This window comes from Saccharopolyspora cebuensis (assembly GCF_039542665.1).
GTDB lineage: Bacteria > Actinomycetota > Actinomycetes > Mycobacteriales > Pseudonocardiaceae > Saccharopolyspora > Saccharopolyspora cebuensis.
This window is the reverse complement of sequence record NZ_BAABII010000003.1, coordinates 1-23,411: the sequence shown is the minus strand read 5'-3', so window position 1 is coordinate 23,411 and position 23,411 is coordinate 1. Positions and strand designations below refer to the sequence as shown.

Below are 23,411 nucleotides of genomic sequence, written 5' to 3'. Positions count from 1 at the left end.
AGACGGATCGGTACCGGAAACCTTCCGGTCGGCGTCCGGGCGCCGCCGGGTTGTTGCGGCGCTGCGCGCCGGGGCGGTGTGGTCACCACCACGGGTCGACGCCCGCCCGCGTCGACCGGCGCGGCGCACCTGCCGTGCGCGCACGGTGACGGAACGCGGCCGCAGCCGTCCGATGCATGAGTGAGGGGCACCTTCATCCGGCATAGTCGGATGAAGGTGCCCCTCACTCGGTTCGATCAGCGCCTGGCGAGCACGGGCTCAGCGGGGCGGCGCGCCTGCCGCGCCCTGGGCCGGGGGCGGCCCGCCGCAGTGGATGATCGGTTGCGGGTCGTACACCGTGGTCTGCCGCTCGGTGCTCACCTTGCCGGTCTTGAGGTTGCGGATCGTGCGGGTGTCGGTGACCGTGAAGCCGCCGATGCCGCTGCTCGGGCTGCACGGCTCGCCCGGCGGGATCACCTTCTCCGGCGGCGGCGTCGGGTTCGACCGCGGCCCGATCTCGGAGGTCACGTCGAACTGCTTGGTGCCCCACAGCTTCACCGTGATCGACGAGGGCGTCCACTGCGTCGTGATCAGGATGCCGCTGTCCGAGATGTTCTTGAACTTCACGTCGATGAGGCTCTTGCCGGAGGGGCTCTGGAACACCGTCGACTCCCGGCCCTCCGGGTAGCGGCTGATGTAGTAGCTGTGCGGCTTGTGCTCCACGTCCTGCATCCCGGCGAAGTACGCCGCGTTGTAGATCGTGGTGGCGAACTGCGAGATGCCGCCGCCGACCGCCTTCGCCGGGCGGCCGTCCTCGATGATCCCGGACTCCACGTAGCCCTGCTCGACGCCGCGCGGACCGGTGTGCCCGTTGAGGCTGAACGTCTCGCCCGGCTTGACCAGCGCGCCGTTGACCTCCTCGGCGGTGCGCCGGATGTTCACCCCGGACGTCTGCCCGAACCCGCCGGTGGTGAACTCGCCGACGACCTCGCGCACCCCGAGCGCGTTGGCCTCGTCGGTGGTGAGCTCGGCCGGCTCGTGGACGTAGATCGCCCGCACCGAGCGGTCCTGCTCCCGCTTGGCGACCTCCAGCAGGTTCTCGAAGCTCTTGCCCCAGTCGATGCCGATGCCGTCGCTGGACGGCTTGACCACCGGTCGGCCGCCCTCCACCACGATCTCCGCGTCCTTGCCCGGCTTGATCGTGTCCGCGAGCTGCGGCTCCACCCCGGCGACCGCGGTCGGCACGTCGATCGAGGCCTTCAGCCCGCCCTGGCCGTTCGGCTCGAACCGCAGCGCGGCGGCCATCGTCTCCGGGGCGAGCTGGGCGTCCTTGCCCTCGCCGCGCACCGTCACCGGTGCGGACACCGCCGGGCGGGCCACCTCCCGGACCGCTTGGCGGACGCCGTCGGCGGTGGTGCTCACCTGCTGCTCGGAGAACGGCAGCCGCACCGGTCCCTCGTCGGCCCAGTCGGCCAGCACGGTGCTCGCGGCCGCCGCGACGTCGACGCTGCGCCCGGTCACCGGGTCCACCGGGACCGGCCGGGTGCCCTCGAACCGGATGGTGCCCTCGGCGGGCGCGCGGTCCAGCCGGGGCTTGACCTCCTCCAGCGCCTGCACGAGCTGGTCCCGGTCGCCGCCGTTGACCGGTGCGACCTCGCGGGTGGTGAACAGCGAGGAGATCCGGGTGAACGGGTTCAGCGGCTGGCTGCCCGCGTGCTCGACCGTCGCCGCCCAGTCCATCCGCAGCCCGGCCTGCGCCGGGTCCAGCGGGGCCAGGTTGTCGCCGACCTGGAGCTGCACCGGGTCGTCCAGTCGCGGCTCCAGCTCGGTGCGCAGCCGCTGCTCGGCCGCCGCCGGTTCCAGCCCGCCGATCGCCACGTCGGCGACGACGGTGCCGCGCGGCACGGTGCCGCTGCTCAACGCCAGGTCGCCGAGGTAGAGCAGGGCCAGGGCGCCGACCACCGAACCGGCCGCGATGCCCGCCTTGACCAGACCGCTCTTGCGCCCCCTGGGCGACTGCTGCGGCGACTGCGGCGGCTGCGGCTGCTGCTGCGGGGGTTCCGGGTAGCGCGGGATGGCCTGGGTGGCCTCGTGCGCCGAGTAGCCGGGGAAGTCCGACGGCAGCGCGGCGATCTGCTCGGTGCGCTCGGTGTCGGTCTCGGCCGGCGGGCGCGGGACGTCCGGGCGGGTCCGGTCGTCGACCGGCGGGATCCGCTGGGTCCGCTCCGCGCTGGTCTCCGGCCCGGCGGAGAGCCGCTCGGTCGGCTCCTCACCACCGTGACGGCGGTCGTGGTTTTCCGACACCGCTTCCCCTTCTCCCTGTCGGTCTTGCGGCGGGGCACGTCAGAACAGGTCGGCGCATCGGCTCCGCGCCCGCCCGCGCGCGAGCGGGCCGCCGGTCACAGGTACAGGCCGGTGCCCTGCTCGGTGCCCTCGCTGGCCACCGCGTGCAGGTCCCGCTCCCGCATCACCAGGTACGCCTGCCCCTGGACCTCGACCTCGAACTGGTCCTCGGGGTTGAACAGCACCTGATCGCCCGTCTTGACGGCACGGACGTGGCTGCCGACCCCGAATACCTCGCCCCAGACGAGCCGTTTGGCCATCTGGGCGGTCGCCGGGATCACGATGCCGCCGTTGCTGCGGCGTTCCCCCGATTCCTGGGAGATCCGCACCATGACCCGGTCGTGCAGCATCTGGATTTCGAGCTTGCCATCGGTCACCCGAAAAGTTTACTCGGCGCTACCACGCGTGTCGGTGAGCAGGGCATCACACCTCGGCATCGAGCCCGCCCATCATGAGCGGCAGCCGCCGCGGACCGGCGGCGGTCACCTTGATCGGCACGCCCCAGTCCTGGCGGGTGAGCCGGCACACCGGGTGCTCCACGGCGGGGTCGTCGTCGCAGCTCGCGGCCTGCGCCACCACGTGCAGCACGCCGTGCTCGACGGTGTCGGAGAGCACCACGCGGCGGCTCAGCGCGGTGTCGGCCCCGGCTCCCTCGACGAGCAGTTCCGGCGGCGAGGCGCTGATCTCCACCCGGGTCGACGGCCCGTAGCGCTCGTCGAGCTTGGTGCCCGCCGGTGGGGTGAACACCACCGCCACCTCCACCTCGCCCGGGGCCAGCTCGGTGTCCGGGCGGGTGACCTGCTGGGCCGCGCCCCGGACCAGGGTGGCCGACACCCCCGGCGGCACCGGGCGCTCCAGGCGGTGCGCGGCCGAGGCCACCACGACCAGCTCGCCGTCGACCACCACCGCGCCGGAGGGCTCGGCGACGTCGGTGGCCAGCGTGGAGACCTCCTCGGTCGCCGGGTCGTAGCGGCGGATCGCGCCGTTGTAGGTGTCGCACACCGCGACCGAGCCGTCCGGCAGCACCGCCACGCCCAGCGGGTGCTGCAGCAGCGCCTCGGCGGCGGGCCCGTCGACGTGGCCGAAGTCGAACAGCCCGGTGCCCACGGCGGTGCGCACCGCGAAACCGCCCTCGACCGGTTCCACCCAGCGCAGCGCGGAGGTCTCGGAGTCGGCCAGCCACAACCGGTCGGCAGCGGCGGCCAGGCCGGAGGGCTGGGCGAAGAACGCCTGCGACACCTCGCCGTCGCGCAGGCTCTCCACCGTCGTCCCGGCGAACCGGCGCACCTGCCCGGTGACCGGGTCGAAGCAGCCGAGGGTGTGGTTGCCCGCCATCGCGATCACCACGCCGCCGGCGGGCTCCCACCAGGCGAGGTCCCACGGGCTGCTCAGCGCGACCTCGCGGGCCGGACCGGAGTCGGCGCCGTCGCGCCACTGCTCACCGGTGCCGGCCAGCGTCGTGACCTGCCCGTCGGACAGCCGCACCCCACGCAGCAGGTGGTTGACCGTGTCGGCGACCACCACGTCGTAGCCGACCCGCTCGGCGACCTCGGCGGGCAGCACCGCGACCCCGGCGGGCTCGGCGAACTCCGCCTGGTCCGGACCGCCGTCGGCGGCGCCGCGGCGCCCGCTGCCGATCCGCCGCCGCACCGTCTCGCCGTCGGGCTCGAACTCCACCAGCGCGTGGTTCGCCGAGTCCGAGACCAGCAGGTTCCCGCTGCCCAGCGCGGCGACCTTGCCGGGGAAGCGCAACGTCGTGGCGGGCGCGGGCGGCGGCACGTACGGGTCGTCACCGCGCCGCAGGGTGCCCTTCGCGCCGTGCTCGGCGACCAGCTCCGCGACCACCCCGCGCAGCGCCTCCAGGTGCCCCTCACCGGCGGCGACGTGCACCACGTAGCCCTCCGGGTCGATCACCACCAGGGTCGGCCACGCCTTGACCGCGTAGTTCTGCCAGGTCGCCAGCTCCGGGTCGTCCAGCACCGGGTGGTGCACCGCGTAGCGCTCCACGGCGGCGGCCAGCGCGTCCGGGTCCGCCTCGTGCTCGAACTTCGGCGAGTGCACGCCGAGCACCACCAGCTCCGCGGCGAACTCCTCCTCCAGCGGGCGCAGCTCGTCGAGCACGTGCAGGCAGTTGATGCAGCAGAACGTCCAGAAGTCCAAGAGGACGACCCGTCCGCGCAGGTCGGCCAGGGTGATCGGCGCACCGCCGGTGTTCAACCACTGGCGGCCGACGAACTCGGGCGCGCGCACGCGGGCGCGCCGGGGCTGCTGCTCGATGCTCACGCCCGGAGTCAACAACACCGCACCCGGCGCTGTTCCGCGGGGCGGTCACTCCTGGGTCGGCCCTCGCTCATGAGTTCCGCCACCGCGCGGACGAAACGATCACGCGCTGATCGGTGTGATCGAGTCGAGCGTCCCGCCGAGCTTGTCCTTGGCGATCGCCCGGTCGTAGTCGTCCTGCAGCCCGGTCCAGAAGCCCTCGGACATGGCGAAGTAGCGCGACAGGCGCAATCCGGTGTCAGCCGTGATCCCCCGCCGGCCGTGCGTGATCGCGCTGACCCGGGTCTGCGGAATGCCCAGATCCTTCGCCAGCCAGTACTCCGTGATCCCCATCGGTTCGAGGAACTCCTCGCGCAGGACCACCCCAGGATGCGTGGGTGGCATCACGATGTCGGTGTCCATGACCTCCCCCTCAGTGGTAGTCGGTGAACTCAACGGCTTCCGGTCCGGCGTCGGTCCAGCGGAAGCAGATCCGCCACTGCTGGTTCACGCGGATGCTGCACTGCCCGGCGCGGTCACCCTTCAGTCCAGCACCACGGCGTTCGACGCTGAGCTCACGCACCGAACTCCGCACGCGCGTCATCGAGCGCGGCAACGGCCGCCTCACGGCTGAGCCCATCCGGCTCGGGCAACGTCGCCAACCAGGCGTCAGGAGCGATGCGTGCCAGCTCAGCGGCGATGGCGGCCGGCGTCGACGCCGAGATGTCGAGTCGGGCATCGCGGGCCCGCTCGGCGAGCTCGTCAGGCACCCACGCGTTCATGCGGCTCATCCACGCACCATCCATATCGTTCTGCGGGCCAGCGCTGTTCTCCTGCGGTGCACGCCCGAAGCTGTGCGACACGGGCGCTGGACGCCGTCGCAGGGCTAGCGCCTGAGGTGCGTCAGCACTCGTTCTCGAAGGATTCCGTACTCCGTGTCGAGGCGCGTATGGCCGGTCGGCCGAGGGACGGGTTCGCCGGGGCCGACGAGCTCGTGGGAGGCGAACTGCTCCCGGGTGAGGTCCAGTTCCACGCCGTCGCCGAGGCGGTTCCACCAGTGGTAGTCGGCCCATTCGCCGTCGCGGTGCACATCGCCTCGCACGAGGTCGCCGCCGAGGAGATCGTTGAGCACGAGGGCCGTGGTGCCGCATTGGCCGCGGGCGGGGTTGCCTCGGTGCCAGTCCGGGATGTCCTCCGGAGCACAGGTGTCCGCACCCCAAGAGGCTCGGATCGCACGTTCCACGTCCGCCAGGGACCAGAGCATCATGTGGCGCAGCCTGCCGCAGACCACCGACGCCATTCGCGCCCTCAGCCGCATGAGCCCGCACGCCGACAGCAGGCGAGTCGACAGCACCCGGGTAGAACGCTTTGTTCTACACTCGGGACCGTGGACTCGATTTCGATGCGCGACCTGAACCAGCGGACCAGCGAGGTCGTCCGCAGGATCGCCGCCGAACGGCATGCCGTGGAGATCACCAGCAACGGCGAGCCGACCGGTGTCCAACTCGTGCCGGTCAGTCGGGGACCGGCGGTGCTCGACCAGCTCGTCGCGGCCGGACGGGCCACCGCTCCCACGGTGCACGGCCCGATCACCGCACCACCGCCGTCAGCGGGCGACCCCGTCGACGTGGCAGCCGCCCTCGCCGCCGAGCGCGACGAGGAGCGCTGGTGATCTACCTGGACGCGGCCGCCATCGTGAAGCTCTGCCATTCGGAACCGGGCACCGACGAGCTGGTCGCCTGGCTCCGCGACCGGAGCGAACGCGCGCTGGTCTCGTCCGCTCTGGCGGAGGTCGAGGTCCCGAGGGCGCTGCGCCGGAGCGCCCCGGACACCCTGCCCGCCGTGCCCGCCGTCCTGAACCGGCTCTTCCGCGTCGACATCGACAGCACCGTGCGCGCCACCGCAGCCGCCTACGACGACCACCAGCTGCGGAGCCTCGACGCGATCCACCTGGCCACGGCCTCCGTGCTGGCGCGGACCGGCGGCCGGGAGCTCACCTTCGTGACCTACGACCGCCGACTGCTCGACGCGGCAGCGCGGGTGGGGTTCGAATGCGCCGCGCCCGGTATCGGCTGACACCGCCCCCCGGAAAATCCGTCGCCGCCGCCGGGTCGGGCGTGGCACCATCGCCGACGTGCCCGAACTCATGACGCCCGAGCAGATCGCCGCCCGCACGTCGCGCGCCGTGGCGGCTGCCACCGCCGCGGGCCGGGACCTCGGGCTCGAGGTGACCGAGCCGACCGTGCTCTACGACCTGTTCTCCGTGGTGGTGCACCTGGCCCCGTCGCCGGTGGTGGTGCGGGTCCCCACCGTGCTGATGCCGGGCAGCGACCCGGAGATCCAGGCCGCGCGGCAGCGGCGGGAGCTCGACGTGGTGCGCTGGCTCGTCGAGCAGGGCGCGCCGGTGGTCCCGCCGAGCCCGCTGGTGCCGCTGGAACCGGTGCGGCGGGACGGCTTCTCGATGACGTTCTGGCAGCTGGTGGACAAGACCGCCGAACCGGACTTCGTGCGGGGCGCCCGGATGACCGCGGACCTGCACGCCACCCTCCGCGAGTACCCCGGCGAGCTGCCGTTCCTGTCGTCGGACGAGCCGGACGCGGTGCGGGCCGGGCTCACCGCCCTCGAAGGGCGCCCCGACCTCATGGACCCGGCCGACCTCGACCGCGCGCAGCGGGAGTGGGCGGTGCTGGCACCCCTGGTCGGCTCGCGCGAGCGGTTCGAGGCGGAGTTCCCCGGCGTCGACCTGCAACCGCTGCACGGCGACGCCCCCGCCTACAACGTCATCGTCACCGCCGACGGCCCGCTGCACGGCGATTTCGAGCTGACCGCGCTCGGCCCGGTGGAATGGGACCTCGCCTCCTTCGGCCCCGAGTGCGCGGACGCCTACGACGAGGCCGCGCAGCGCCGCGGCCTGCGCCGGCTCGACCAGCGGGCGCTGCGGTTCATCGAGGCGGTGGGCATGTCCCGGACGCTGATGTGCCTGGCCCTCGTGCCCCAGCTCCCGTCGCTGGCCGACCTGCTGAAGCCGTCCGTCGAGCACTGGCGGGAGTTGCCGTTCGCGGGCGGCGTGACCGGCTGACGCGCCTCACCCCTCGCCGCGCCCCGGGTCGGCCTCGCCGCGCCGCCTCGGGGTGCTCGGCACGCGGAGCCGGTAGCGCACCCCGGCCAGCCGGATCGCGACGGCCACCCCCGCCGCGACCAGCGCACTCGCGATCCCGTAGATCCCGAGGTGCATCGCCAGGACGGTGAGCGCGGCGCCCACCAAGGCCGGAACGGCGTAGAAGTCGCTGGTCAGCACCGAGGGGACCCGCCGCACGGCCACGTCGCGCAGCGTTCCCCCGCCGACCGCGGTGACCGTTCCGAGCAGCACCGCCTGCACCGGTCCCAGGCCGAACTCGATCGCCATGTGCGCCCCGGTCACGCAGAACACGCCCAACCCGACCGCGTCGAAGATCGTGATCAGCTTGGTGAAGCGCTCCAGCTCCACGCTCAGGAAGAAGGCCACCAGCGCCCCGCCCGCGGCGACCCCCAGGTAGCGGAGATCGCTGAACGTCGCCGGCGGCAGCGAACCGATCAGCACGTCGCGGATGATCCCGCCGCCGAGCGCCGTCATCATGCCCAGGGCGAGGACGCCGACGAGGTCCAGCCGGACGGCGCGCACCGCGGTCAGCGCGCCGTTGAGACCGAACGCGAACGTTCCGGTCAGGTCCAGCGCGAGGAGCAGCGGCGAGGGTGGCATGCCACCAGTCTGGCGCCGACCGGTGCGCGCCCACCCGCCGTCCCGCGCCGGGGTCAGCGGCGCCGGTCGCCGACGTAGAACGCGGTCGCGGCCAGCGTCGGGACCAGGGTGCCGATCAGGATGATGAGCGCTTCCACGCCACGTTCTCCTTTCCGCATCGTCGAAACGGGTGAAAAAACCGGGCATTCGGGAACAAACGCGAATGAACGGAGGTTCTTCGGGTAGCAGGGGAGAGGGACCGAATCCCGGGGAATTGGAAAGCCCCGCGATGCTGCCAGGTCGGGGGTCCGACAGCACCGCGGGGTCATCCTGCATATCGGCGTACGACGGGCCGGCGTTACACACCCGGCCGTGTGTGTCGTACGTCACTTCAGCGTGGGCCGCTCCGGAACCGCCCGCGGACCGCATCACCCCTGGTCAGCGCCGCGTTACGACGTTCCGCGCGCCGGTACCCGCGTCCGCTCACGAGCGATCGGCACCGCGGGAGTGGTTGGCTGGGGGCATGGCCGAAGTCGTCACCACCGGAACGGGGCAGGTGCCGCGCACCGCCGACCGCGCCGTCCTCACCGTCGTGTTCAGCGCGGTCGCCGCCGAGCGCCAGCAGGCGATCGCCGATCTCGCCGCCCGCGTCTCCGGGCTGGAGACCACCCTCGGCGCCGAGCACGTCGAGGTCGCGTCCAGGACCCTGTCGGTCCGCCCGCACGTCGCGGACGGCGCGCCCGCGGGCAGCCGCGCCGTCCAGCACTTCATGCTGCGGGTCGGCGACCCGGCGGCGCTGGAGCAGCTCGCCGCCGAGCTCATCGACGCCGAACCGGAGCGCCTGGACGGCCCCCGCTGGGAGCTGAGCGACCCGACCGAGGCCACCGACGAGGCGCAGCGGCTCGCCGTCCACGACGCCCGCCGCCGCGCCGAGTCCTACGCCGACGCGCTGGGCGTGCGCCTCGGCGAGCTCGTCCGGCTCAGCGACGTCGGCGCCGACCGCCCGCGCGCTTCGGGCCCCGCCGCCCCGCAGCTCGGCGGCGCCTCCCGGGGCACCGCCGCCCACGTCCGGGAACTCGACCTCACGCCCGGCGAGGTCACCGTCACCGTCGTCTGCAACGCCACCTGGAACCTCGCCTGACCCCACGCCCGAGTGATCCGTGCCGAGTGAGGGGCACCCTGTACCGCGTTACTCGGTACAGGGTGCCCCTCACTCACCAACCGTCCGGGTGAACCGACGCCCGCATCACCCGTTGGGGACATGAGTGAGGGGCACCCTTGCCCAAGTAACTGGGACAAGGGTGCCCCTCACTCAGCCGGATTCACCCGGACGTCGAGCCCGCGGTGCTCCGAGCGGCGAGCGTGCGGGCTCCCCGGCGTCGTGGGCGGGGGCTCAGCGCTCCAGGACCGCGGTCATGCCTTGGCCGCCCGCCGCGCAGACCGAGATCAGGCCGCGGCCGGAGCCGCGCTCGGCGAGCAGCTTCGCGAGGGTGGCCACGATCCGGCCGCCGGTGGCGGCGAACGGGTGCCCGGCGGCCAGCGAGGAGCCGACGACGTTGAGCTTGTCCCGGTCGAGGCTGCCGAGGGCGCCGTCGAGGCCGAGCCGGTCGCGGCCGAACCCGGGGTCCTCCCAGGCCTTGAGCGTGGCGAGCACCTGCGAGGCGAACGCCTCGTGGATCTCGTAGAAGTCGAAGTCGCCGAGGCCGAGGCCGGTGCGGGCGAGCAGCTTCGGCACGGCGTAGGTCGGCGCCATGAGCAGGCCCTCGTCCCCACCGACGTAGTCGACGGCGCCGGTGACCACGTCGCCGAGGTAGGCCAGCACCGGGAGCCGCCGCTGCCGGGCCCACTCCTCGCTGGCCAGCAGCACGGTGGAGGCGCCGTCGGACAGCGGGGTGGAGTTGCCCGCGGTCATGGTGGCGTCCGCGCCGCGCCCGTAGACGGTCTTGAGCTTGGCGAGCTTGTCGGCGTCGCTGTCCGGCCGCAGGTTCTGGTCGCGGGACAGGCCCTGGTAGGAGGTGAGCAGGTCGTCGAAGAAACCCCGGTCGTAGGCGGCGGCGAGGCGCTGGTGGCTGCGGGCGGCGAGCTCGTCCTGCTCCTGGCGGCCGATCTCCCAGGCCTGCGCGGTGGTGGCGGCGTGCTCGCCCATGGACAGCCCGGTGCGCGGTTCGGCGTTGCGCGGCAGGCCGGGGACGACCTGCTGCGGCCGGAGCCCGCGCAGCGCCTTGAGCCGTCCGGCGGTGGTCTTGGCGTTGTTGAGCTCCAGCAGCACCCGGCGCAGGTCGTCGTTGAGCTCGATGGGGGCGTCGCTGGTGGTGTCGACGCCGCCGGCGATGCCCGAGTCGAGCTGGCCGAGGGCGATCTTGTTCGCCACCGACACCACGGCCTCCAGCCCGGTCGCGCAGGCCATCTGCACGTCGTGGGCGGGGGTGGCCGCGTCGAGGCGGGAACCGAGCACGGTCTCCCGGGCGAGGTTGAAGTCGCGGCTGTGCTTGAGCACCGCGCCCGCGACGAACTCGCCGACGCGCTCGTCCTGGAGGCCGAAGCGGGCGACCAGCCCGTCCAGCGCGGCGGTGAGCATGTCCTGGTTGGAAGCGCGCGAGTAGGGCCCGCCCGCCCGCGCGAACGGAATCCGGTTGCCACCGACGATGGCTACTCGGCGAACGGACATGGTGACTCCTCGGCTGGTCGGCTGGGCGGCGGCGTCGCCATCACTGGGCAATCTACGTTACCGGCGGGTAGCTTGTGCGTCGAGCGATGGCCGAACCCGCAGGAGTGTCCTATGTCCGACCGGTACCAGCAGTTCACCACGTCGCCGATCGGGCGGCAGATCACCAAGCGCCTCGGGCTGCCCGCACCGACCCCGCTGCGCCGCCACCAGCCCGGCGACCCGGTCGTCACCGGCCCGGTCCTGGTCGGTGCGGCGCCCGGTTCCCGGCTCGGCGACGCGATCGCCGCGACGCTGGCCGAGGTCGGCGCCCCGGCCCGGCACACCGGCCAGGAGGGCGAGCGGTACGCGGGCCTGGTGTTCGACGCCACCGGCATCGCGCGCAGCGAGGACCTGCACGCGCTGCGCGACTTCTTCGGCCCCACGATCCGCGAGATCGACCGCTGCGGTCGGCTGCTCGTGCTGGGCACCCCGCCGGAGGAGATCACCGACCCGCGCGAGCGGGCCGCCCAGCGCGCGCTGGAGGGCTTCGTGCGCACCGCGGGCAAGGAGCTCAAGCGCGGCGCCACCGCCCAGCTCGTCCACGTCTCGCGCGGCGCCGAAGGCGCCACCGACTCGACGCTGCGCTTCCTGCTGTCGGCGAAATCGGCGTTCGTCTCCGGGCAGGTCGTGCGGGTCGGCGCGGCCGAGGTGCCCGAGGTCGACCCGGATCGCCCGCTGGCGGACGAGGTCGCGCTGGTCACCGGCGCCTCGCGCGGCATCGGCGCGTCCATCGCGCGGACCCTGGCCCGCGACGGCGCGCACGTGGTGTGCCTGGACGTGCCCGCGCAGGGCGGTGACCTGGCCGCGGTGGCCAACGAGATCGGCGGCTCCACCCTCCAGCTCGACATCACCGGCGAGGACGCGCCGCGCCGGATCACCGAACACCTGGCGCAGCGGCACGGCGGGGTGGACGTCGTGGTGCACAACGCCGGGATCACCCGGGACAAGACGATCGGCCGGATGGACGAGCAGCAGTGGGCCGCGGTGCTCGCGGTGAACCTCACCGCGCCGGAGCGGATCACCGAGGCGCTGCTGGCGCCCGGATCGCCGCTGCGCCCCGGTGGCCGGATCGTCTGCGTGTCGTCGATGAGCGGCATCGCGGGCAACGTCGGGCAGAGCAACTACGCCACCTCCAAGGCCGGGGTGATCGGCCTGGTCGGCGCCACCGCGACGGCGGCGGCCGAGCACGGCGCGACGATCAACGCGGTGGCGCCCGGGTTCATCGAGACGTCGATGACCGCGGCGATCCCGATCACCGTGCGCGAGGCGGGGCGCCGGATGAACAGCCTGCGCCAGGGCGGGCTGCCGGTCGACGTCGCCGAGACGATCGCGTGGTTCGCCGACCCGTCCTCCGCCGGGGTGAACGGCAACGTGGTCCGGGTCTGCGGCCAGAGCCTGCTGGGAGCGTGACGATGACCGAGCTGACCGGCGCACCGAACCTCACCGCGCTCTACGCCAAGGCGGTGGCCACCACGCCCACCCGGCGCGGGGGCGAGCTGCCGAGCACCGAGTACGTCCGGCGCGGCATCCGCGTGGACCCCGACCACCTCGCCGCCTACGACCGGGTGTGCGGGTTCGGCCTCCGCGACGAGCTGCCCATCACCTACCCGCACGTGCTGTCCTTCGGCATGTCGGTGAAGCTGATGACCGACCCGGGGTTCCCGTTCCCGCTGGTGGGCCTGGTGCACGTGGCCAACCGCATCGAGCAGCACCGGCCGCTGCTGCTGACCGAGGAGCTGACCCAGCGGGTCCGGGTCGCCGACGCGCGCCCGCACCCCAAGGGCGTCCGGTTCGACGTGCTCACCGAGACCGAGGTGGACGGCGCGGTGGTGTGGCGGGAGACCAGCACCTACCTGCGGCGCGGTCCGGGTTCGGGCGAGCCGTCGCGGCGCGAGGTGGACGCCGGGGAGCGCACCGCGACCTGGCGGGTGCCCGGCGACCTCGGCCGCCGCTACGCCGCGGTCTCCGGCGACCGCAATCCGATCCACCTGAACCCGTTGGCGGCCAAGGCGTTCGGCTTCCCGCGCGCGATCGCGCACGGCATGTGGTCGAAGGCGCGGTGCCTGGCGGCGTTGCGGCTGCCGGAGTCCTGCACCGTCGAGGTGGACTTCGCCAAGCCGCTGCTGCTGCCGTCCACCGTGGACTTCGCGGCGCGGCGCACCGAGGGGGGCCGCGACTTCGCCCTGACGTCGCGCTCGGGCAAACCGCACCTCCTCGGCACCGTCCGCTGATCGTCACCCGGGAGCGTGGTGAGTCCAGAAGTGTGGTGAGCGAGGGGCACCTTCATCCGGCTATGTCGGATGAAGGTGCCCCTCACCTGGTCCACGACGGTCGAGCGCGCCGATGATCTTTTTTCCGGCGGGCGCGCAACCCCTCCGGGGGATGGGCGTCTTAGGGGGTGAAAGAACCAACGAGCGCACGGGGGACGAAATGTTCAACCGCACCAAGAAGACCTCGACCATCGCCGCGATCGCCGGCGGCGCGATGCTGCTCCTCGGTGGCGGTGCGATGGCCGCGTCGCAGCAGGCCGACCCCGCCCCGGGCGACATCGGCACCTCCAACTGCGCGGCCACGGACTTCGCCTTGTCGATGACGCCACTGCCGGACAAGCCGGGGCCCGCCTTCGCGCTGGAGATCAAGAACACCTCCGACAAGACCTGCGAGCTCAACGGCGGATGGCCCGGCGTGTCCGGCACCGACATGACCGGCGAGCCGGTCGAGCAGCTGCCGACCGAGAACGTGCAGACGCCGCCCGCGGTGGACCACTTCAGCCTCGCCCCGGGTCAGGCCGCCTACGCGGGCGTCGCGGTGCACGAGGGAGCCAAGAGCGACCCGAACAGCTACGTGATCAGCGGCTTCCAGGCCCACCTGCCCGACATGCCGGAGCAGCTGGTGGTGGACCTCCCGCAGGGCGCCATCGAGATCCCCGCCAAGTCCCTGGAGGTCACCGAGATGGTCGCCGACCCGGGTCAGCTCAGCTGAGCCCGAACGCGGTCGGCCGGGCGCCCCACCCCGGCCGACCGCGCCCCTCGGCCCGCAGCCGCACCGTCCGGCGGCTACTCCGCGGGGGTCCAGGTGCGGCCTTCGACGAGGTCGCCGAAGCCCATCCAGACCATGTTCATCAGCCGCATCGCCAGGCCGTCGGCGGTGTGCTCGGGGTTGTCCACCCACCAGTCCGCCAGCGCTTCGCCCGCCCCGGCGAGGGCGGCGGCGAACGGTTCGGTCTGCTGCGGCTGCATCGGCTGGGCCGAGCCGTCGGTGGCGCGGGCGAGGAGTTCGGCGATGAGCACCATCGCGCGTTCCCGCCATTCGACGAGCTCGGCGACGTTCGGTTCGCCCTGGGAGTTGGTCTGCCGGTGCAGCACGGTCCAGCCGGCGCGGTTGCGCTGCACGTACTCGAAGAAGACGCGCAGCGCGCGCCAGAGCTGTTCGACGGGCGGCAGGTCGCTTTCGGCCGCACCGCCGATGGTCTCGATGAGCAGCGTGGATTCGCGCCGCACGCAGGCGATGAACAGCTCGTCCTTGGCCCCGAGGTAGGCGTAGAGCATCGGCTTGGACACGCCGGCCACCTCGGAGATCTCGTCCATCGAGGCGTTGTGGAAGCCCCTGGCGGCGAAGACCTCGACGGCCGCGTCCAGGATCTGCCGCTCCCGGACCTCGCGCGGCAGCCGCCGGCTGCGCGGGCGCCCGTTGTCCTCGGCCTTCATCACACCTCTTGTCCCCCGGTCCTGCCCACCAGGTTAGAACAGGACAGATCACCCGTGGGCGGTTGTCACCGAAGCTACTCGAACGTAGTCTTACTCGCGAGTAGGTAATGGAGGACCAGATGCCGGAGAACCCGATCGCCGCCCTCGGCGACCTCGATCCCAAGAAGGTCGACCAGGAGCGGTTCGTCGCCCTGCTCGAAGCCGCCGCCGCGCAGCCGGACACCGGCGCCGCGCTGGCCGAGCTGGCGCCCGAGCAGTTCGCCCGGCTCATCTCGCGCGCCTCCGACGCCCAGATCCAGGCCGTGATGGCCCACCCGGAACTGCGCGAACGCATCCTCGACGAGGTGTTCCGGCGGATGGGCGAGCACTACGACGGCGGGGAGCGCACCGAGGCGGTGGTGCGCTGGCGGATCGGCACCGACGAGTCCGACCTGCTGCGCTACGAGTGCGTGCTCTCCGGCGGGACCTGCACCACCAGCAAGGAACCCGAGCACGAACCCCGGGTCACCATCACCGCGGCCCCGGCGGAATTCCTCAAACTGGCCTCCGGGAACGCCTCGGCACCGATGATGTTCATGACCGGCAAGCTGAAGGTGGCCGGCGACGTCGGTTTCGCCGCCGGGCTCACGAAGCTGTTCCAGATCCCCAAAGCCTGAGGACGCCATGACTTTCTCGTTGGAACTGAGCGAGGAGCAGCGGGAGCTGCGCGACTGGGTGCGCGGCTTCGCCGAGAAGACCATCCGCCCCGCCGCCGCCGAGTGGGACGAGCGCGAGGAAACGCCCTGGCCGATCATCCAGGAGGCCGCCAAGGTCGGGCTCTACGGCTTCGAGTCGGTCGCCACGTTCTGGGCCGACGACACCGGGCTGTCGCTGCCCATCGCCAACGAGGAGCTGTTCTGGGGCGACGGCGGCATCGGGATGGCGATCTTCGGCACCACGCTGGCCGTCGCCGGGATCTTCGCCGCGGGCACGCCCGACCAGCTCGCCGAGTGGGTGCCGCAGTGCTACGGCGACGCGGACGATCCGAAGGTCGCCGCGTTCTGCTCGTCCGAGCCGGACGCCGGTTCCGACGTCGCCGCGATGCGGACCAAGGCCGTCTACGACGAGGCCACCGACGAGTGGGTGCTCAACGGCCAGAAGGCGTGGGCCACCAACGGCGGCATCGCCACCGTCCACGTCGTGCAGGCCGTGGTCGACCCCGAGCTGGGCTCGCGCGGTCAGGCCGCGTTCGTCGTCCCGCCGGGCACCAAGGGGCTCAGCTCCCCGAGCAAGATCCGCAAGCACGGGCTGCGCGCCTCGCACACCGCCGACGTGTTCCTCGACGACGTGCGGGTGCCGGGCCGGTGCCTGCTGGGCGGCAAGGAGAAGCTCGACGAGCGGCTCGCCCGCGCCCGCGAGGGCGGCAAGGCCAGCGGTCAGGCCGCGATGAAGACCTTCGAGCTCTCCCGCCCCACGGTCGGCGCCCAGGCCCTCGGCATCGCCCGCGCCGCCTACGAGACCGCGCTGGAGTACGCGCAGCAGCGCGAGACCTTCGGGCGGCCGATCATCGACAACCAGTCGATCGCCTTCACCCTCGCCGACATGCGGATGGAGATCGACGCGGCCCGGCTGCTGGTGCACCGCGCCGCCTGGCTCGGCCGCAACGACGGATTCCGGGCGGGCGAGGGCTCGATGTCCAAGCTCAAGGCGGGCCGGGTCGCCACCTGGGCCACCGAACGCGCCATCCAGATCCTCGGCGGCAACGGCTACACCCGGGAGTTCCCCGTCGAGCGGATGCACCGCGACGCGAAGATCTACGACATCTTCGAAGGCACCGAGCAGATCCAGCAGCTCGTCATCGCCCGAGCCATCTCCGGCCGCCACATCCAGTGACCCGCCGAACGCTGCTCGTCACCTGATCAGGACGTCGCTACGCTCGTAGTACCTCCCCGCCGGAGGCCCCGGGGACGCCCGGAACGCCAACGGCGGGGACTCGGCGGACGAGGTGAAGAGCGATGAACGCTGACGAACTCGCGGGCCTGCCGATCGGTACCCGCATCCAGGCGATACGCGAACGCCAGGGCAAGTCCCGGCCCGTCGTGGCGAACCTGGTGGGCCGCAGCGCCCAGTGGCTCAAGGACGTGGAGCGGGGCCGCAGGCTCCCCCCGCGGTGGGACATGCTGGTGGCGCTGGCGAGCGTGCTCCACGTTGACGTGACGACCTTGACCGGGACCGGGTCCGCGCCGATTTCGGCCGGTCTCCAGCGCCGCGAGGGTCATCCCGTGGTGTCCGGACTGCGCGAGGCGATCGAGTCCACCCCATTCCGGTTCCAGGACGACGGGCCGGAGCCGGACGTGCGGGCACTGCTGCAACGCGCGGCCGACGCCTGGCACCTCTGGCACACCTCCCCGACACCGCGTGCCTCGGCCGGAGCGCTGCTGCCGCAGCTCGTCCGCGACGGTCGCCGCGCCGCCCGGGTCACGACCGGCAAGGACCGCCGCACTGCGCACATGGCGCTGACCTCGGCCTACGCGCTGGCTGAACAAGTCCTCGCGTGGGTGGCGGACTCCGCGCTGCTGTGGCTCGCGGCGGACCGGTGCATGACCTCGGCGCAGGAAGCCGACCGGCCCGAGCCCCTCGCCGGGGCCGCGTGGGTGCTGGGCAACGTATGGCGGGCCACCGGCCGGGAGGAGGACGCCTACCGGCTGGCCAACGACGCGGCTGACCTCTTGGAGCCGTACCTGGCGAGCGGTCCGGACGACTCCCGCGCCCTGTGGGGCTCGGTGCGCCTCCATGCCGCGATCACGGCCGCCCGCATGGGCGAGGAGGGCAACGCGTTGCACGCGCTGGACGAGGGCGAAGAGATGGCCCGCCGGATGCCGCGGGACTTCACCCACCCCTGGACCCTGTTCGGCACCGCGAACACGATGCTGACCGCCGTGTCGGTCCACGTGGACATGCGGAAGTCCGCCAGCGCCCTGGAACGCGCCGACGCGGTGGACCCCGATTCCGTGCCCAGCGTGGACCGCCGCGCCCGGCTGTGGCTGGAGATGTCGCGCTCCTACCACCAGAAGAGGGACTCGCTGGCCGCGCTGCACACCCTCCAGCGCGCCACCGACATCAGCGAGGAATCCATGCGCTGCCACCCGCTCAGCCGGGGGCTCGCCGGGGAACTGGTGACCTCCGGCGGTCGCCTCGTCGAACGCGACGCCCGGAACCTCGCGACCCGCCTCGGGCTCACCGTGTAACCCCCTGCCGCAGGGTGCAGTCCGCACCCCGTGGCGTCCCGTGTTGATCTGCAACCCTCGCCCGCGCCGACCGGGGCGAGGGTTGTGCCATGCCGCAACCGCTGCTGGTCCTCGTCGCCGTGCTGGTCTGGGCCGCGATCTTCGTCCCCGGATTCTGCCTGTGGTGGCGCATCAGCAGACCCGGAGCGGCCACCCGCCCGACGCGACGCGATCCCCCGAAATCCCGCGCGGCGCGCGGCGGCGTCCCGGCGGGGCCGGTGGCCAGCACCACCGGCCCCGCCCGCCCCCGGAAGGTGGTCCGGGGATGACGACGATCTCGACCGGTCCGTGGACCGACGCGAGCGGCATCGTCCACCTCCGCGTGAGCGGACCGAAAACCCTCTGCGACATGCCGGCGGCCTTCCACCCGGCGGCCAGACCCCGAGAAGCCTGCACGGCGTGCGTGACGACCTCGATCGAGCACTACGCCCGGCACCACGCCTGCGGACCGGGCTGCCATGGCTGAGCACCGGCGACCCCCGCGCGGCTACGTGACCGCCTTCTTCGGCGACCTGAATCGACCGCCCAGGTGGCTGCTCGAAAGGGTGCTCGCCGGACTCCGCCGCCTGTAGCACAACCCAAAACGCCGATCCACCGCGTACGCCTCCGATCCCCCCACCAAGCCGCCAGCCAGACTCGGGCGAGCAGTCGTCAGGCGCTCGTCACCTGATCAGGACGTCGCTACGCTCGTAGTACCTCCCCGCCGGAGGCCCCGGGGACGCCCGGAACGCCGACGGCGGGGACTCGGCGGAAGAGGCGTCATCATGGTCACCACCTTCGGTGGAGCTCTGCGCGCTGCGCGGGAAGCTGCGGGCCTGTCGCAACCGCGGCTCGCGGCACTGGTGCCGTGCAGCCAATCGAGCCTGTCCCGGTACGAGTCCGGGCGGCAGGCCGTCGACCTCCACACCGCGAGCCGACTGGACGATCTGCTCAGCACGGGCGGGATGCTCCGGGAACTCGCCCGTGGTCGCGAACGCACCCCCGCACGACAGACCGACCCCGGAACCGGTAGCGAATTCGAGGCTCTGGAGCTCGCCCGTCGGGTAGCGGCCAGCGACGTGGGCGATGAAACGCTGACGAACCTGGAATGCGCCTTCGACGATCTGGCGACGGACTACCCGACGACGGCCCCGATCGACCTGCTGCCGCGCATCGATGAACACGTCGGCTACGTCGGCCGACTGCTCGACACCGGCCGCATGAGCCTCGGGCAGCACCGCCGCCTCGTGATCATCGGCGGATGGCTGTCCCTGCTCGCCGCGACCGTGCACATCGACCTCGACCAGCATCGACAGGCGACGGCGTGGCTCCGGTGCGCGGCGAGCCTCGCGAACGACGCCGAGCACCCCGAGATCCGGGCATGGATCGCCGAAACCGAAGCGTGGCGGGCCATCACCCGAGGCGATCACCGTCGAGCGCGGGAGCTGGCCCGCACCGCCCGGCACCACGCTCCCACCGGAAGCTCCATCGCCATCCAGGCGACCGCGCAGGAGGGGAGAGCCGCCGCCCGCCTCGGCGACGCCGATGCGACCTACCGCGCGCTGGAGGTGGTCCACGACCTGTGCGCGCGTCTGGGCACCCCCGCCGATGTGGAGCACCACTACCGCTACGACCCGACCAAGGCGGATGCCTACACCGCAACGACCCTCGCTTGGCTCGGGGACCCGGAAGGCGAACGCTACGCGCGCGAGGTGATCGCCCGCTTCGCCCCGCACGGCTCCGTGCAGGCATGGCCACGTCGCTACGCCTCAGCACACGTCGACCTCGCGCTCATCGCCGCGAAGACCAACCGGCTCGACGAGGCGTGCGGAGCCGCGCACACCGCGATCGCCACCGGTCAGATCCCCCCGTCGAACTACTGGCGACTCAGCGAGGTGGTCACCGCGGTGACGCCGCTCCCCGAATCGTCCGAACTGCGCGAGGCATACCGGGGGATGATCCACGGCGGGTAGCACCCATGCGCATCGGCAGATCAGCGATGCGCATCCGCGCGCAACCCCTGTGGCGGCGGTGAGCGCGTGACGACGCTCAGGACATGGCGCAACCGCTGCTGGTCCTCGTCGCCGTGCTGGTCTGGGCCGCGATCTTCGTCCCCGGATTCTGCCTGTGGTGGCGGATCAGCAGACCCGGAACGGCCACCGACCGCCCGACGCGACGCGATCCCCCGATGCTCAGCGCGGCGCGCGGCGGCACCCCGGCGGGGCCGGTGGCCAAGACCACCGGCCCCGCGCGTCCCCGGGTGGTGGTCCGGGGATGACGACGATCTCGACCGGTCCGTGGACCGACACGAGCGGCATCGTGCACATCCGGGTACGCGGGCCGAAAACGCTCTGCGGCATGCCGTCCGCCTTCCGCCCGGCGGCGAGGCCCCGAGAAGCCTGCACGACGTGCGTGACGACCTCGATCGAGCACTACGCCCGACACCACGCCTGCGGACCGGGCTGCCATGGCTGAGCACCGCCGACCCCCGCGCGGCTACGTGACCGCCTTCTCCGGCGACCTGAATCGACCGCCCAGGTGGCTGCTCGAACGGGTCCTCGCCGGACTCCGCCGCCTGTAGCGCGCTCAGCGGATGCGGCGGAGGGTGCACCAGATGGTCGCGGCCACGGCTTCGGCGTCGGTCGGCCCGGCCGTGGTGAGGGCCTCGGTGCACAGCCCGATGATCCCGTACATCACGAAGTGGATGTCGTGGTCGGGCCGGTCGGTGCCCATGATGCCCGCGACGTCGGGGGCGAAGGTGTCGAGCACGTGGCGCTGCACGTGGTGGGCGCTGGGGCCGGTGAGCACCGTGGCGTAGAAGTCGCGGTGCGCCAGCAGGTGCCCGGCGAGGTCCCGGAGCAGCTCGGGGGGTTCGTCGCCGTCGCCGCGCGCGGCGCTGATGTCGTGCTCCGGGAACGCCGAGCGCAGCAGGTGGGCGACCGAGGCCAGCAGCACGTTGTCGCGCGTCTCGTAGTTCAGGTAGACGGCGCGGCGGCTGACCCCGGCCTCGTGGGCGATCTCGGCGACCGAGACCTCGCTTCCCGCGCGGGACACCAAGCGGATGGTCGCGCCGACGATCGCCTCCCGCGAGCGCCGCGCCCGCTTGTCCTCGGAGTGCACGCTCGTCTGACCGGTGGGCACGCAGCGCAGTCTACCGGCGGTCGGCGACGACCCGGGCGGTTCGGCGGCGCGTCCGGGGCACACCGGTCGGGGAGCCGCGGCGGTGCGCTCCCCGGCACCGGCGGAGTGCGGGGCACCTCCATCCGGCCATGTCGGACGAAGGTGCCCCGCACTCGGCGAAAGAGCACCTGAACGGGTGGTCTCAGCGGCGGCGGACGGCGACGACCGCGGGCCGCGGCAGGGAGTTCCCGCCGTCCGGCCAGTGCGACGCCGGGTGGTCGGCGTCGGCGCCGTCGACCTCGCCGGGGTGCTGGGCGGAGACCAGCACGAGGTCGTCGGCGATCACCGGCCCGCAGGCTTCCGCGCCGCGCGGCACGCTGAGGAACTGCATCACCCGCCCGCGCTGCGGTCCGTCCAGCGGCACCGCGTAGAGGCCGTCGTTGGCGCCGAGCGCGTTGCCGTCGGTGGTGATCCACAGGTTGCCGTGCCGGTCGAAGGCCAGGTTGTCCGGGCAGGAGATCGGGCTGACCTGCGACTTGTCGAAGCCGCCGAAGTAGGTCGACGGGTCGTTCGGGTCGCCGCAGACCAGCAGCAGGTTCCAGCGGAACGCGGTGCCGGTGTGGTCGTCGTCGAGTTCCAGGACCTGCCCGTGCTTGTTGGCGGCGCGCGGGTTGGCCTCGTCGACCTCGGCCGGGCCGCGGCGGCGGTTGTTGGTCAGCGCGCAGTAGACCCGACCGGTGCGGGGGTGCGGCTGCACGTCCTCGGGCCGGTCCATCCTGGTGGCGCCGACCGCGTCCGCGGCGAGCCGGGTGAAGACGTGGACCTCCTCGGCGCTCATCCCCGGCACGAAGCTGACGTCGCCGTGCGCCAGCGGGATCCACTCGCCGGTGCCGTCGAACTCGCCGTCGGCGGGCAGCGTGCCCGAACCGTCGAGCTCGGCGGGCGGGCTGTCGCCGGTGAACCGGGCGACCGAGAGCGTCCCCGAGTCCAGCAGCGCCATGTTGTGCCTGCGGGCGTGCCTGCTGCCGCCGCGCTTGACCCGGCCGTCGGAGACGAAGCGGTAGAGGTACTCGAACCGCTCGTCGTCGCCGGTGTAGGCCACGACGCGGCCGTCGTCGGCGATCCGGACGGTGGCGCCCTCGTGCTTCAGCCGTCCCAGCGCGGTGTGCTTGACGGGCGTCGATCCGGGGTCGTACGGGTCGACCTCGACGACCCAGCCGAACCGGTTGGGCTCGTTCGGCTGCCGCGCGAGGTCCCACCGGGAGTCGAACCGCTCCCACCCGCGGTCGCTGGCGCCGCCCCGGATCCCGTAGCGGCCGAGCCGCCGCGTCGTCTCCGGGTCGGTGATCCGGTCGGCCCCGGCGAAGTAGAAGTGGAAGTTCTCCTCGCCGGAGAGCACCGTGCCCCACGGCGTGACCCCGCCGGAGCAGTTGTTCATGGTGCCCAGCACGCGGGTGCCGGTGGGGTCGGCGGGGGTCTTCAGCAGGTCGCTGCCCGCCGCCGGGCCGCGCACCTCGAACTCCGTGTGCAGGGTGATCCGCCGGTTCAGCCGGTGCGGCACGGGGCGCGGGGCGCCGCGGCGGTCCAGCACCACCACCGACATGCCGTGCGCCGCCCAGGCGATCCGCACCTGCTGCTCGGTGGGGTGCGCCGGGTCGTAGCCGCGGAACAGGAACTCCTCGCTGGTGTACTCGTGGTTGTTGACCATGAGGTCGAGGTGGCCGGACAGCGGCAGCAGCGCGCAGAAGTCGTTGTTGTAGCCGAACTGGGCGGCTTGCGCTTCGGGAGTCTGCGCGTCGGGGTCGAACTGCGGGGCGCCGGGCAGCACCGGATCGCCCCAGCGGATCACCACGTCCTGCCGGTAGCCGTCCGGGACCACCACGGCGTCGGCGGTGCTCGGGCGGATCGGGGTGAAGTCGAGCCCCGGCGCGGCGCGGGCCTCCCGCCCCGGCAGCGCGGGCAGCACCGCGATCGAGGTGCCGACCACCGCACCGGCCTTGAGCAGGCCCCGGCGGTCCAGCACCGCGCGCAGCACGTCGCCGAAGTGCGGGGTGTCCGAGGGGTTCGGCGGGGGACCCGCGCACTGGTCGCCGCACCGGTGGCGGCACGTCGCCCGCGCCCGGCCCACGAGGGGCAGGGACCGATGTTCGCCCGACGGTTCCGGCACCGCGACCTCCAAGGCTGCTCGCGAAGGAAACCGCAGCGTAAGCCCGTCCCGACCGCCGGTCGCGGACCCACAGCACGTCGACGTGTCGGCCCCTCACCCGAACGTGACATGAGTGAGGGGCACCCTTGTCCAAGTTACTTGGGCAAGGGTGCCCTTGGGTTCAGGG

At 72.8% G+C, this 23,411-nt stretch carries 27 protein-coding genes; 15 read left to right on the top strand and 12 right to left on the bottom strand.

Annotated elements, in window-relative coordinates; translation table 11 throughout:
* Positions 1-258 precede the first annotated feature (258 nt).
* The 7 genes from ABD976_RS02790 to ABD976_RS02760 all read right to left on the bottom strand — a co-directional run bounded on the left by ABD976_RS02790 (position 259) and on the right by ABD976_RS02760 (position 5,848).
* The gene (locus tag ABD976_RS02790) at positions 259-2,283 is read right to left on the bottom strand and encodes a VanW family protein (protein WP_345356595.1); all 2,025 of its coding nucleotides are present in this window, start codon (positions 2,281-2,283) and stop codon (positions 259-261) included.
* A gap of 95 nt (positions 2,284-2,378) precedes the next feature.
* Positions 2,379-2,699 (bottom strand): GroES family chaperonin, encoded by a 321-nt coding sequence (locus ABD976_RS02785; protein WP_345356592.1) that lies wholly within the window; start codon positions 2,697-2,699, stop codon positions 2,379-2,381.
* Positions 2,700-2,745: 46 nt separating this feature from the next.
* Positions 2,746-4,605, bottom strand: a complete 1,860-nt coding sequence (locus tag ABD976_RS02780) for an NHL domain-containing thioredoxin family protein (RefSeq protein ID WP_345356589.1) — start codon at positions 4,603-4,605, stop codon at positions 2,746-2,748.
* A 99-nt stretch (positions 4,606-4,704) separates the two neighbouring features.
* Positions 4,705-5,004 carry a HigA family addiction module antitoxin gene (locus ABD976_RS02775; RefSeq protein ID WP_345356586.1) on the bottom strand — a complete coding sequence of 100 codons (300 nt, stop codon included), beginning with the start codon at positions 5,002-5,004 and terminating at the stop codon, positions 4,705-4,707.
* A gap of 10 nt (positions 5,005-5,014) precedes the next feature.
* Positions 5,015-5,164, bottom strand: coding sequence for a type II toxin-antitoxin system RelE/ParE family toxin (locus tag ABD976_RS02770; RefSeq protein ID WP_345356583.1), 150 nt, complete (start codon positions 5,162-5,164; stop codon positions 5,015-5,017).
* A complete protein-coding gene (locus ABD976_RS02765) occupies positions 5,157-5,372 on the bottom strand; it encodes an antitoxin (protein WP_345356580.1) in 216 nt (71 codons plus the stop codon). The genes ABD976_RS02770 and ABD976_RS02765 overlap by 8 nt, the downstream gene beginning before the upstream one ends.
* Positions 5,373-5,467: 95 nt before the next feature.
* Entirely contained in the window at positions 5,468-5,848 is a 381-nt protein-coding gene (locus ABD976_RS02760) for a YunG family protein (protein WP_345356577.1), read from the bottom strand.
* 120 nt (positions 5,849-5,968) lie between these two features.
* On the opposite strand from ABD976_RS02760, the gene ABD976_RS02755 reads away from it, so the two are divergent.
* The 3 genes from ABD976_RS02755 to ABD976_RS02745 are packed head-to-tail and all read left to right on the top strand — an operon-like array spanning position 5,969 to position 7,660.
* Entirely contained in the window at positions 5,969-6,253 is a 285-nt protein-coding gene (locus tag ABD976_RS02755; RefSeq protein WP_345356574.1) for a type II toxin-antitoxin system prevent-host-death family antitoxin, read from the top strand.
* On the top strand, positions 6,250-6,657 hold the full coding sequence (locus ABD976_RS02750) for a type II toxin-antitoxin system VapC family toxin (RefSeq protein ID WP_345356571.1): 408 nt from the start codon (positions 6,250-6,252) through the stop codon (positions 6,655-6,657). The genes ABD976_RS02755 and ABD976_RS02750 overlap by 4 nt, the downstream gene beginning before the upstream one ends.
* A 58-nt stretch (positions 6,658-6,715) precedes the next feature.
* Entirely contained in the window at positions 6,716-7,660 is a 945-nt protein-coding gene (locus ABD976_RS02745) for a phosphotransferase (RefSeq protein ID WP_345356568.1), read from the top strand.
* Positions 7,661-7,666: 6 nt separating this feature from the next.
* Here the strand turns inward: ABD976_RS02745 and ABD976_RS02740 are convergent, their stop codons facing one another.
* A complete protein-coding gene (locus tag ABD976_RS02740; RefSeq protein WP_345356565.1) occupies positions 7,667-8,320 on the bottom strand; it encodes a trimeric intracellular cation channel family protein in 654 nt (217 codons plus the stop codon).
* Between the two features lie 502 nt (positions 8,321-8,822).
* Between ABD976_RS02740 and ABD976_RS02735 the strand changes: the two genes are divergently transcribed.
* Positions 8,823-9,440 (top strand): SIMPL domain-containing protein, encoded by a 618-nt coding sequence (locus ABD976_RS02735; RefSeq protein ID WP_345356562.1) that lies wholly within the window; start codon positions 8,823-8,825, stop codon positions 9,438-9,440.
* 252 nt (positions 9,441-9,692) lie between these two features.
* Here ABD976_RS02735 and ABD976_RS02730 read toward each other — a convergent pair whose 3' ends face one another.
* The gene (locus ABD976_RS02730) at positions 9,693-10,967 is read right to left on the bottom strand and encodes an acetyl-CoA C-acetyltransferase (RefSeq protein WP_345356559.1); all 1,275 of its coding nucleotides are present in this window, start codon (positions 10,965-10,967) and stop codon (positions 9,693-9,695) included.
* Between the two features lie 111 nt (positions 10,968-11,078).
* Between ABD976_RS02730 and ABD976_RS02725 the strand changes: the two genes are divergently transcribed.
* The 3 genes from ABD976_RS02725 (at position 11,079) to ABD976_RS02715 (ending at position 13,988) form a co-directional block, all read left to right on the top strand.
* Entirely contained in the window at positions 11,079-12,416 is a 1,338-nt protein-coding gene (locus tag ABD976_RS02725) for a 3-oxoacyl-ACP reductase (protein WP_345356556.1), read from the top strand.
* A 2-nt stretch (positions 12,417-12,418) separates the two neighbouring features.
* Positions 12,419-13,237: a MaoC family dehydratase gene (locus ABD976_RS02720; RefSeq protein WP_345356553.1), complete on the top strand. Its 819-nt coding sequence runs from the start codon at positions 12,419-12,421 to the stop codon at positions 13,235-13,237.
* Positions 13,238-13,436: 199 nt separating this feature from the next.
* A complete protein-coding gene (locus tag ABD976_RS02715) occupies positions 13,437-13,988 on the top strand; it encodes a DUF4232 domain-containing protein (protein WP_345356550.1) in 552 nt (183 codons plus the stop codon).
* Positions 13,989-14,062: 74 nt separating this feature from the next.
* On the opposite strand, the gene ABD976_RS02710 is transcribed toward ABD976_RS02715, so the two are convergent.
* Entirely contained in the window at positions 14,063-14,713 is a 651-nt protein-coding gene (locus tag ABD976_RS02710) for a TetR/AcrR family transcriptional regulator (protein ID WP_345356547.1), read from the bottom strand.
* Between the two features lie 119 nt (positions 14,714-14,832).
* Between ABD976_RS02710 and ABD976_RS02705 the strand changes: the two genes are divergently transcribed.
* From ABD976_RS02705 to ABD976_RS02670, 8 genes are all read left to right on the top strand, one after another.
* Entirely contained in the window at positions 14,833-15,369 is a 537-nt protein-coding gene (locus tag ABD976_RS02705) for an SCP2 sterol-binding domain-containing protein (protein ID WP_345356544.1), read from the top strand.
* Between the two features lie 7 nt (positions 15,370-15,376).
* On the top strand, positions 15,377-16,585 hold the full coding sequence (locus ABD976_RS02700) for an acyl-CoA dehydrogenase family protein (RefSeq protein ID WP_345356541.1): 1,209 nt from the start codon (positions 15,377-15,379) through the stop codon (positions 16,583-16,585).
* A 122-nt stretch (positions 16,586-16,707) separates the two neighbouring features.
* Entirely contained in the window at positions 16,708-17,940 is a 1,233-nt protein-coding gene (locus tag ABD976_RS02695; protein ID WP_345356538.1) for a helix-turn-helix domain-containing protein, read from the top strand.
* A gap of 89 nt (positions 17,941-18,029) precedes the next feature.
* Positions 18,030-18,248, top strand: a complete 219-nt coding sequence (locus tag ABD976_RS02690; RefSeq protein WP_345356535.1) for a hypothetical protein — start codon at positions 18,030-18,032, stop codon at positions 18,246-18,248.
* On the top strand, positions 18,245-18,445 hold the full coding sequence (locus ABD976_RS02685; RefSeq protein ID WP_345356532.1) for a hypothetical protein: 201 nt from the start codon (positions 18,245-18,247) through the stop codon (positions 18,443-18,445). The genes ABD976_RS02690 and ABD976_RS02685 overlap by 4 nt, the downstream gene beginning before the upstream one ends.
* A gap of 298 nt (positions 18,446-18,743) precedes the next feature.
* Positions 18,744-19,931 (top strand): helix-turn-helix domain-containing protein, encoded by a 1,188-nt coding sequence (locus ABD976_RS02680; protein WP_345356529.1) that lies wholly within the window; start codon positions 18,744-18,746, stop codon positions 19,929-19,931.
* An 83-nt stretch (positions 19,932-20,014) separates the two neighbouring features.
* Positions 20,015-20,236 carry a hypothetical protein gene (locus ABD976_RS02675; RefSeq protein WP_345356526.1) on the top strand — a complete coding sequence of 74 codons (222 nt, stop codon included), beginning with the start codon at positions 20,015-20,017 and terminating at the stop codon, positions 20,234-20,236.
* Positions 20,233-20,433 carry a hypothetical protein gene (locus ABD976_RS02670; protein ID WP_345356523.1) on the top strand — a complete coding sequence of 67 codons (201 nt, stop codon included), beginning with the start codon at positions 20,233-20,235 and terminating at the stop codon, positions 20,431-20,433. The genes ABD976_RS02675 and ABD976_RS02670 overlap by 4 nt, the downstream gene beginning before the upstream one ends.
* 111 nt (positions 20,434-20,544) lie before the next feature.
* On the opposite strand, the gene ABD976_RS02665 is transcribed toward ABD976_RS02670, so the two are convergent.
* Together ABD976_RS02665 and ABD976_RS02660 are read right to left on the bottom strand one after the other, a co-directional pair.
* Positions 20,545-21,099 (bottom strand): TetR/AcrR family transcriptional regulator, encoded by a 555-nt coding sequence (locus ABD976_RS02665; protein WP_345356520.1) that lies wholly within the window; start codon positions 21,097-21,099, stop codon positions 20,545-20,547.
* Between the two features lie 181 nt (positions 21,100-21,280).
* Positions 21,281-23,245, bottom strand: coding sequence for a PhoX family protein (locus ABD976_RS02660; RefSeq protein ID WP_345356517.1), 1,965 nt, complete (start codon positions 23,243-23,245; stop codon positions 21,281-21,283).
* Between the last annotated feature and the right edge of the window lie 166 nt (positions 23,246-23,411).

Bases quoted from the DNA above. Each gene is read 5' to 3' on its own strand.
- ABD976_RS02675 (WP_345356526.1), top strand. From the start codon at position 20,015: ATGGCGCAACCGCTGCTGGTCCTCGTCGCCGTGCTGGTCTGGGCCGCG.
- ABD976_RS02690 (WP_345356535.1), top strand. From the start codon at position 18,030: ATGCCGCAACCGCTGCTGGTCCTCGTCGCCGTGCTGGTCTGGGCCGCG.
- ABD976_RS02765 (WP_345356580.1), bottom strand. From the start codon at position 5,372: ATGAGCCGCATGAACGCGTGGGTGCCTGACGAGCTCGCCGAGCGGGCC.
- ABD976_RS02670 (WP_345356523.1), top strand. From the start codon at position 20,233: ATGACGACGATCTCGACCGGTCCGTGGACCGACACGAGCGGCATCGTG.
- ABD976_RS02735 (WP_345356562.1), top strand. From the start codon at position 8,823: ATGGCCGAAGTCGTCACCACCGGAACGGGGCAGGTGCCGCGCACCGCC.
- ABD976_RS02720 (WP_345356553.1), top strand. From the start codon at position 12,419: ATGACCGAGCTGACCGGCGCACCGAACCTCACCGCGCTCTACGCCAAG.
- ABD976_RS02700 (WP_345356541.1), top strand. From the start codon at position 15,377: ATGACTTTCTCGTTGGAACTGAGCGAGGAGCAGCGGGAGCTGCGCGAC.
- ABD976_RS02725 (WP_345356556.1), top strand. From the start codon at position 11,079: ATGTCCGACCGGTACCAGCAGTTCACCACGTCGCCGATCGGGCGGCAG.
- ABD976_RS02680 (WP_345356529.1), top strand. From the start codon at position 18,744: ATGGTCACCACCTTCGGTGGAGCTCTGCGCGCTGCGCGGGAAGCTGCG.
- ABD976_RS02760 (WP_345356577.1), bottom strand. From the start codon at position 5,848: ATGATGCTCTGGTCCCTGGCGGACGTGGAACGTGCGATCCGAGCCTCT.
- ABD976_RS02685 (WP_345356532.1), top strand. From the start codon at position 18,245: ATGACGACGATCTCGACCGGTCCGTGGACCGACGCGAGCGGCATCGTC.
- ABD976_RS02775 (WP_345356586.1), bottom strand. From the start codon at position 5,004: ATGGACACCGACATCGTGATGCCACCCACGCATCCTGGGGTGGTCCTG.
- ABD976_RS02730 (WP_345356559.1), bottom strand. From the start codon at position 10,967: ATGTCCGTTCGCCGAGTAGCCATCGTCGGTGGCAACCGGATTCCGTTC.
- ABD976_RS02715 (WP_345356550.1), top strand. From the start codon at position 13,437: ATGTTCAACCGCACCAAGAAGACCTCGACCATCGCCGCGATCGCCGGC.
- ABD976_RS02695 (WP_345356538.1), top strand. From the start codon at position 16,708: ATGAACGCTGACGAACTCGCGGGCCTGCCGATCGGTACCCGCATCCAG.
- ABD976_RS02710 (WP_345356547.1), bottom strand. From the start codon at position 14,713: ATGAAGGCCGAGGACAACGGGCGCCCGCGCAGCCGGCGGCTGCCGCGC.
- ABD976_RS02740 (WP_345356565.1), bottom strand. From the start codon at position 8,320: ATGCCACCCTCGCCGCTGCTCCTCGCGCTGGACCTGACCGGAACGTTC.
- ABD976_RS02705 (WP_345356544.1), top strand. From the start codon at position 14,833: ATGCCGGAGAACCCGATCGCCGCCCTCGGCGACCTCGATCCCAAGAAG.